The organism is Vibrio sp. 811, assembly GCF_033339195.1.
This window is the reverse complement of record NZ_JAWOUB010000226.1, coordinates 1-856: the sequence shown is the minus strand read 5'-3', so window position 1 is coordinate 856 and position 856 is coordinate 1. Positions and strand designations below refer to the sequence as shown.

Here is an 856-nt window from a genome sequence, read left to right as displayed (position 1 = left end):
CGATGGAATTTTCGGAGCGTTTCGCCAAAGAAATTCGCTTGTTTGGCAGTTTGTTCGTGTTGATGCTGGTGGCCATTTTGCTACTGAGCTACTACTTGCAACGCATTCGTCGCAGCGAGACAGCTGCTCGTGAAAGCCAGGCGATTTTAGAGTCCATTTTTGACCAAAGTATGCAGTACATGGGGATTTTGGATAAACATGGTTTGCTTAAATCTGGCAACGATCGTCTGCAATCTTTGCTCTATCATCAGGAATTACGCTTAGATAAGCCACTTTGGTTACATCAAAACTGGAGTGAGCAAGCACGCCACGCGATCGCCGATTATTTTGACGCACCGCAGCAACAAGTTTCGACATTTGAAGCCGAAATCTGGAGCAAAGAGCACGGCTCTATGGTACTCGAAATTTCCTTAAAGCCGTTCTCCCAGCAGGTAGGCAAACAAAAGCAGTATCTGTTTGAGGCGCGTGATATCACCAGCCGTAAGTTGATGGAAGATAAGCTCTATCAGCGTGAGTCGAGCTTGCGTAATTACTACGAGCAGCAGCCCGTGATGATGGTGACGCTCGACAGTCACAACCGCATCCAAGAAGTGAACCGATTCGCGCAACTGTTATTGGGCTACGAGCCGATTGAGATGCTCGGCCATCGCCTGCGAGAGTTCTATCTTGATGACAAAGCACTGTTCCCACGCCAGGTGTTGTTGCAACCGAGTCATCAAGTTCATGATGTGTGGCGACGTGAAATCGAGTATCGCCATGCTGACGGGCACAGTGTTTGGGTACGTGAAAACATTCGACCGCTCAACGATTCCGATCAGCTGCTGATTGTGGGTGAGGACATTTCAGAGACCAAACT

Annotated in this window: 1 protein-coding gene; it reads left to right on the top strand. The window is 48.6% G+C overall.

Annotation, left to right across the window (positions count from 1 at the left end; genetic code table 11):
- A partial coding sequence (locus tag R7Q46_RS25980) for a PAS domain-containing protein (protein ID WP_318078056.1) occupies positions 1 to 856 on the top strand: 856 nt, incomplete at both ends.